This window comes from Methylobacterium soli (assembly GCF_008806385.1).
In the GTDB taxonomy this organism is placed as follows: domain Bacteria; phylum Pseudomonadota; class Alphaproteobacteria; order Rhizobiales; family Beijerinckiaceae; genus Methylobacterium; species Methylobacterium soli.
Genome location: NZ_VZZK01000052.1, coordinates 23,058 through 30,232, shown reverse-complemented (window position 1 = coordinate 30,232; position 7,175 = coordinate 23,058). Strand labels below are relative to the sequence as shown.

Sequence of the window (7,175 nt, the reverse complement as noted above, 5' to 3'; positions counted from 1 at the left end):
GACATCGCGCTCTCCCATCCGAATCCTCTCAGATAGGAGCATCACCCTGCAACTGTAATGCTAGAGCGGCTCCGCCCCGCGCCCCATCGCGGCGATGCCGGTGCGGCAGATCTCCACGAGGCCGATCACCGACATCAGGCGGATGAAGCGGTCGATCTCCTCGGTCGCGCCGGTCAGCTCGAACACGAACGAGTTGAGGGTCGCGTCCAGGGTCTTGGCCCCGAAGGCGGCGGACAGCCGCAGCGCCTCGCTGCGGTGCTCGCCCTGCCCCACCACCTTCACGAGGCAGATCTCGCGCTCGAGCGCGTTGCCCTGGAGCGTGAGGTCGACCACCCGGTGCACCGGGACGAGCCGGTCGAGCTGCGCCTTGATCTGCTCGATCACCGCGTTGGTGCCCGTGGTCACGATGGTGATGCGGGAGAGGTGGCGCGCCTCCTCCGTCTCCGACACCGTGAGGCTCTCGATGTTGTAGCCGCGGCCCGAGAACATGCCGGAGATCCGGGCGAGGACGCCCGGCTCGTTGTCGACGATCACCGCGAGGGTGTGCCGGTTGACGGTCTCGACCCGAACCGGATCGGGATAGTGCGTGTTCATGGCGTTCATGGTCCTCGTCCTCCCCGGTCCCGTCAGACCAGCATCTTGCCTTCCTCGGAGATGACGTCGCCGATCTCGACGCCGGTCTCGCCGAGATAGTCGGACAGGATCATCTCGTTGTGCGCCTTGCCCGAGGGGATCATCGGGAAGCAGTTCTCGGTCTTGTCGACGACGCAGTCGAAGATGACCGGGCCGTCATAGTCGAGCATCTCCTTGATCGCGGCGTCGAGGTCGCCGGGCTTCTCGCAGCGGATGCCCTTGGCCCCGTAGGCCTCGGCGAGCTTCACGAAGTCCGGCAGGCTCTCCGAGTAGCTCTGGGAATAGCGCGAGCCGTGCAGCAGCTCCTGCCACTGGCGGACCATGCCCATGTACTCGTTGTTCAGGATGAAGATCTTGATCGGCAGGCGATACTGCACGGCCGTCGACATCTCCTGCATGTTCATCAGGATCGAGGCCTCGCCCGCGATGTCGATGACGAGCCCCTGCGGATGCGCGAGCTGCGTCCCGATGGCGGCGGGCAGGCCGTACCCCATGGTGCCGAGGCCCCCGGAGGTCATCCAGCGGTTCGGCTCCTCGAACTTGAAGTACTGGGCAGCCCACATCTGATGCTGGCCGACCTCCGTCGTGACGTAGGTCTCACGGTCCTTGCAGGCCTCGTAGAGGCGCTGCACCGCGTGTTGCGGCTTGATGATCGTGCCCGAGGGCCAATAGGCGAGGCACTCGCGCGCGCGCCAGGTGGTGATCTTGGCAAACCACGGGTCGAGGCGTTCCTGGTCCGGCTTGGCCGGGAGCGCGCGCCACCCTGCCAGCATGTCCTCCAGCACCGAGGCGCAATCGCCGACGATGCCGACATCGGCCTTGACGACCTTGTTGATCGAGGAGGCGTCGACGTCGACGTGGATCTTCTTCGAGAAGGGCGAGAACGCATCGAGGCGGCCGGTGATCCGGTCGTCGAAGCGCGCGCCGATGCAGATCATCACGTCGCATTCGTGCATCGCGAGATTGGCCTCGTAGGTCCCGTGCATGCCGAGCATGCCCAGGAACTTGTCGTCCGAGGCCGGGAAGGCGCCGAGCCCCATCAGGGTCGAGGTGACGGGAAAGCCGGTCTCGGCGACGAGGGCGCGGAGCAGGCGCGAGGCCTCGGGCCCCGAATTGATGACGCCGCCGCCCGTGTAGAAGACCGGCCGGCGCGCGCCGGCCATCAGCTCGACGGCCGCCTGGATCTTGTCCGGGTCGCCCTTGACCGCCGGACGGTAGGTCTTGTGGCCGTCGAAGCTCGGCCGCTCGTAGAGGCCGCTGGCGAACTGGATGTCCTTGGGCAGATCGACCACGACGGGGCCGGGGCGGCCGTGGCTCGCGACGTAGAAGGCCTCGTGCAGGATGCGTGGCAGGTCGTCGATCGATTTGACGAGGTAATTGTGCTTCGTGCAGTGGCGCGTGATGCCGACCGTATCGCATTCCTGGAACGCGTCGGTGCCGATCAGGTGCGTCGGAACCTGGCCGGTGATGCAGACGAGCGGGATGGAATCCAGCATCGCGTCGGTGAGGCCCGTGACGATGTTGGTGGCGCCGGGACCCGAGGTGACGAGGACGCAGCCGACCTTGCCGGACGAGCGGGCATAGCCCTCCGCCGCGTGGACGGCGCCCTGCTCGTGGCGCACGAGCACGTGCTTGAGCGCATCCTGATGGAAGAGCGCGTCGTAGATCGGCAGCACCGCGCCGCCCGGATATCCGAACAGCGTATCGACACCCTGATCCCGGAACGCCCGGATGACCATTTCGGCCCCGGTCATGACCTCGCCGCTCATCGTCTTCCTCCTTGAACCCGTTCTCGAACTCCGTCGCGCATCCGACCCGGCCGCGGGCAACAAAAAAGGGCCCCGATTGGGACCCTGCATGCGCCACCGCCCGGATCGCGGCCCCGTGTCAGGGCCGCCCCGTCAGTGGCGCTTCCGCTACGATAAGGATGTGACGCATCGGGGTAACGTCCGGACCTTCTGGCTCGCCGGATCTGGCGAGTCGCGTAAAAGTGTCGGGTCTCATAGCGGAGGCCCTCCAAAGCGTCAACGGGGTTCGGCGCAGGCCCCTGCCGTTCGGCGGGCGCGATTGCGTGCTGAACGCCTTGATTGCCCCAGCTCCCCGCTCGACCTATCAGAGGCGCAGATTCCGGAGCCCCATGGAAGCGGCCTTACCCTTGTCCTCATCCCGACCGGCGTCGGCCGCGAGCGCGGCCTATCTCCTCCTCGACGTGGCGGGCGTGGCCTGCGCCCTGCCCCGGGCGGCGGTCAGCGAGATCCTGCCGCTGCCGAACCTGTTCCGTCTCCCGACGCTCGGTCCGTTGCTCGCGGGCTTCCTCAATCTCGGCGGCGTGCCGGTGCCCGTGGTCGACCTCGCCCGACTGTTCGGCCTGCGCGCGGCCGCGCGCGATCCCGGCCCCTACGACCATCTCGTGCTCGCCGCCGACCGCGCCACCGCGTTCCTGGTCGACCGGGTCAGCGACCTCGTCACCGTCGAGCCCGAGGCGGTCCGGTCCGTGTCGGGACGCCAGACGCTCAATGGCTGCGTCGAGGCTGAGATCACCCTCGGCGACCGCCTGGTGCACGCGCTCGCGCCCGCCCGCATCCTGACGCTCGAGGAGCAGGAGCGTCTGGCCGCCCTGACGCGCGCCGCGCAGGACCGTCTCGCTGCCCTGGCCGTCGGCTGAGCACGCGCCGATGCGCAGAATCGCGCGACGCAATCCGCATGATGATCCCGGTTACGCCGCCCTCAAGGCGCAGATCATCGCGCGCACGGGCCACCACTATTACGTCGACAAGGACGACCTGCTGTTCGACCGGCTCTGCCGCCGCTTCAAGGCCTGCGGCGTGCCCGATTCGGCAGCCTACCTCGCCTATCTCCACGAGCGCTCGACCGGTGCCGCGGAATGGGCCGCGCTCGAGGCCGAGATCACCATCGGCGAGACCTTCTTCTTTCGTTACGCCGAGCAGTTCGAGGCGCTGCGCGACACGATCCTGCCGGGCTTGATCGCCGAGCGGCAGCCGGAACTGGCCCTGAAGATCTGGAGCGCCGGTTGCTCGACCGGGGCGGAGCCGTACTCGCTGGCCATCCTCCTGCACGAATTGCTGGGGGCGGCGCTGCCCGATTGGCATGTCGCCATCACGGGCACCGACATCAGCCACGCCGCCCTCGCAACGGCGCGGGCCGCCGAATATGGCCGCTGGGCCATGCGCACGCTGCCGCCGGAGGAGCGCCAACGCTACTTCCTGCGTCTTCCGGCCGCGCCCGGCCCCGCCCGTGAGGGGACCTACAGCCTGCGCCCGGAATATCGCCGGATGGTCCGGTTCGAGCGGCAGAACCTGATGAGCCTCGTCGAAGCCGGGGCCCCCGCGGCGGTCGCGGAATACGACCTCATCCTCTGCCGGAACGTGCTGATCTACTTCCACGCGGACACGGTCGCGGCGATCGTCCGGGCGCTGGCGCGGCGCCTGCGGCCGGGGGGCTGGCTGCTGATCGGCCATGCCGAGCCGAACCCCGCCTTCGCGGGCTGGCTCACTCCCGTCAACCTGCCCGGGACCGTCGCCTACCGGCGGCGCGAGGACGGCCCGGTGCTGTTGCCCGGCCTCTCCCTCCCGCCCTGGTCGCAGTTCCAGCCCGGCCCGGTACGTCCGCCGCTTCTGCTTGATCCGGTGCCGCCTCCCGTGCCGGCCCCGATGCCGCCCGCGGTCCCGGTGCCTGCGCACCCGCCGGCCCTGCCCGCCCAACTCGGCCCGGACCTGACCGCTCCGATCCGCGTCCCGCCCGATCTCGTCGGGGACGCACTGCCCCTGCCCCCGGACGAGATCCTGGCCCGGATTCGGGCTCTGGCGGATGCGGGCGAGACGGCCGAGGCCTGGCGCAGCACCCGCGCGGCCTTGAGCGAGACGCCGACCGATGCACGCCTGCGCTTCTACGAGGGCCTGCTCGCCCGCAGTCTCGGGCGCGATGCGGAGGCCGAGCGAAGCTTGCGGGCGGCGCTCTATCTCGACCGCACCTTCGTGATGGCCCATTACCACCTCGGCCTGCTCCTCGCGTCGGTCGGGCGGCTTCCGGCGGCGCGCCGGGCCCTCGACAACGCGGCCGGGTTGGCGCAAGCGCTGCTGCCGGAGAGCCCGGTGCCCGAGGGGGACGGCGCCAAGGCCAGGCAGGTGGCCGAGAGCGCGCGCCTCGCCAGGGCCGGCTTGAGCTAGGGGGAGCGTGGCGTGGGCGGGAGGATTCCGGGGGCCGCCGAGGCCGCAAGCGGCGTGCGCGAGGTGGAGCGCGTGCTGGCGCTCCGCGAGGCGCGGACCTCGGCCCTGGCCCGGCGGGACCGCGAGCAGGGTGGCGGCCGGCAGGCCGGACCGGTCCCCAGCACCCTGGTCTGCACCTGCGGCGGCGAGCGCTACGCGCTGCCCATGGCGGCCGTCGCGCAGGTTCTGCCCAGCCGCGCCTGCACGCCGATTCCCGGTGCGCCGCCCGCGCTCCGTGGCATCGTGGCGCTCTCGGGCGCCATCGTCAGCGTGCTCGACCTCGCACGCGCCCTCGGTCGCGAGGCCGGCCAACCTGCGCAGGACGGGCATCTCGTGGTTCTTCGCGGCGCTCCTCCCATCGCCCTGGCGGTCGACAGGGTGCTCGGCGTGGCGCAGCTCGCCGGGCCCGACGGATCCGAGACGCCGGCGGATCCGGCCGGTCCGGCCTTCGGCGGAATGGGCAGCGAGGCCGTTTCGGGCTATGGCCCGGCAGAACGCGGCGCGGCCGGGGTCGGCGATTTCGTCGTCATCGACCTGCCGCGCCTCCTGCGGCGCTACCTGCCGTGATCCCAGCCTGGAATGACGCGGCCCGGCGGGCATCCTTGCCCCCGGAGCCGCCGGATGTCGGAGCCTGACGCGTGTCGATCTCGATCGGAAAACGAATCCTCCTCGGCTTCGTCGCCGTCACGCTGGTGATCCTGGCGCTCGGCATCTACGCCCTCAGCCAGATCGGGGCGGTGCGCGACACCACCGACGCCATCGTGACCCGCGATCTGAGGGTGGCGCGAAAGCTCGACGACCTGGGCAATCGCGCCCGCGACATGGGTATCCTGCGGCGCAACGCCGTCATTGCGGGGATCTCCGGCAAGCGGCCCGCCGCGGACCAGGAGGACCCGGTCGCGGCCTGGCGCCGGGCCGCGACCGAGACCGAGACCACCCTGACGGCGCTCTCGCGCACGACCGATGAATATCGCGCGAGCTCGATCTCAGCCGAGCGCTCGGCCGTCTGGAAGCGCCTCCACGATCTGGCCGACGAATCCCTGGTGACGTTCCGGCAGCTGCGCGGCGGGAGCGAGGCGCAGCTCGCCGCACTCGCGGCCAAGGACCTCGAGGCGGTGGAAGCCCGCAACGACGAGCTCAACCGCAGCCAGGAGGCTTTCCTGCGCGAGCTCGACCGGACGCGTGAGCTCCTCGACGAGGGCATTGCGGCGGGCCAGCGCGGCGTGCGCGACATCTACGACCACAGCCGGATCTCGATCATCCTGACGCTCGCGGCCTGCGTGGTGCTGTCGATCCTCGTCACCATCCTGATCAGCCGGGCGGTGGTCCGCCCCCTCGAGATCGTGATGGAATTCGCCGAGCGCGTCGGTGCGGGCGATCTCTCGAGCACGCTCGATGCCCGCAGCAACGACGAGATCGGACGCCTCGGGCGCACCCTCAACAGCATGGTGGCGGGGCTCGCCGACCTCGCCCGCACCAACCGCGCCGCCACCGCGGATCTCAATGCCGCCGCGGCCGAGATCCGGGCCTCGGCCCAGGAGCAGGCCGCGAGCGTCGAGGAGCAGTTCGCCGCCGTCCAGGAGACCGCCGCGACGGTGGACGAGATCACCCATTCGGGTGCCCAGATTACCAAGCGCGCCGGCGAGGTCATCGCCACCGCTCAGGCGACCGCCCAGACCTCGAAGGCGGGGTTGCGGGCGGTAGCCGACACGGCCCGCGCCATGGACGCGATCCGCGAGCAGGCCGAGGCGGTCGCCGGCAACATCGTGGCCTTGTCCGAGAAGACCCAGACGATCGGGGAGATCATCACCACGGTGAACGATATCTCGGAGCGGACGCACCTGCTGGCCCTCAACGCCGCCATTGAGGCGGCTGCGGCCGGGGAAGGCGGGCGGAGCTTCGCGGTGGTTGCCGCCGAGATGAAGCTCCTGGCCGATCAGGCCAAGGGCGCCACCGCGCAGGTCCGCACCATCCTGGGCGAGATCCAGCGAGGCATCAACACCTCCGTGATGCTGACGGAGGAGGCCGTCAAGCGGGCCGCGACCGGCAAGACGCGCTCCGACACCACCCAGAAGACCATCGAGGAGATCACCGCGCGGGTCGAGGAGAGCGTGCAGACCTTCCAGCAGATCGTCGCCTCGACGAACCAGCAGCAGCTCGGCATCGAGCAGGTGATGGGCGCGCTCCAGAACATCCGGCAGGCGAGCCAGCAGACGGCGGCAGGCACGCGCGAGGTCGAGGCGGCCTCGGCCAACCTCACCGAGCTTGCCCAAGCCCTGATGGCGCTCGCCGAGCGCTATCGGCATTAGGGGGGAC

General features: G+C 70.1%; 6 protein-coding genes. 4 read left to right on the top strand and 2 right to left on the bottom strand.

Annotated elements, in window-relative coordinates:
• Positions 1 to 60: 60 nt before the first annotated feature.
• Together ilvN and F6X53_RS28830 are read right to left on the bottom strand one after the other, a co-directional pair.
• Positions 61 to 603 carry an acetolactate synthase small subunit gene (ilvN, locus tag F6X53_RS28835; RefSeq protein ID WP_151004838.1) on the bottom strand — a complete coding sequence of 181 codons (543 nt, stop codon included), beginning with the start codon at positions 601 to 603 and terminating at the stop codon, positions 61 to 63.
• A gap of 23 nt (positions 604 to 626) precedes the next feature.
• On the bottom strand, positions 627 to 2,402 hold the full coding sequence (locus F6X53_RS28830; protein ID WP_151004836.1) for an acetolactate synthase 3 large subunit: 1,776 nt from the start codon (positions 2,400 to 2,402) through the stop codon (positions 627 to 629).
• Positions 2,403 to 2,788: 386 nt separating this feature from the next.
• Here F6X53_RS28830 and F6X53_RS28825 point away from each other — a divergent pair, with 386 nt between their 5' ends.
• The 4 genes from F6X53_RS28825 (at position 2,789) to F6X53_RS28810 (ending at position 7,168) form a co-directional block, all read left to right on the top strand.
• Positions 2,789 to 3,298 carry a chemotaxis protein CheW gene (locus tag F6X53_RS28825; RefSeq protein ID WP_238296059.1) on the top strand — a complete coding sequence of 170 codons (510 nt, stop codon included), beginning with the start codon at positions 2,789 to 2,791 and terminating at the stop codon, positions 3,296 to 3,298.
• 10 nt (positions 3,299 to 3,308) lie between these two features.
• A complete protein-coding gene (locus F6X53_RS28820) occupies positions 3,309 to 4,820 on the top strand; it encodes a CheR family methyltransferase (RefSeq protein WP_151004832.1) in 1,512 nt (503 codons plus the stop codon).
• 12 nt (positions 4,821 to 4,832) lie between these two features.
• A complete protein-coding gene (locus F6X53_RS28815; RefSeq protein ID WP_238296058.1) occupies positions 4,833 to 5,426 on the top strand; it encodes a chemotaxis protein CheW in 594 nt (197 codons plus the stop codon).
• 71 nt (positions 5,427 to 5,497) lie between these two features.
• The gene (locus F6X53_RS28810; RefSeq protein WP_151004830.1) at positions 5,498 to 7,168 is read left to right on the top strand and encodes a methyl-accepting chemotaxis protein; all 1,671 of its coding nucleotides are present in this window, start codon (positions 5,498 to 5,500) and stop codon (positions 7,166 to 7,168) included.
• Positions 7,169 to 7,175 lie beyond the last annotated feature (7 nt).

What these genes read in the sequence shown, in the direction of transcription:
- ilvN (WP_151004838.1), bottom strand. Translation starts at nt 603, where the DNA reads ATGAACGCCATGAACACGCACTATCCCGATCCGGTTCGGGTCGAGACC.
- F6X53_RS28830 (WP_151004836.1), bottom strand. Translation starts at nt 2,402, where the DNA reads ATGAGCGGCGAGGTCATGACCGGGGCCGAAATGGTCATCCGGGCGTTC.
- F6X53_RS28820 (WP_151004832.1), top strand. Translation starts at nt 3,309, where the DNA reads ATGCGCAGAATCGCGCGACGCAATCCGCATGATGATCCCGGTTACGCC.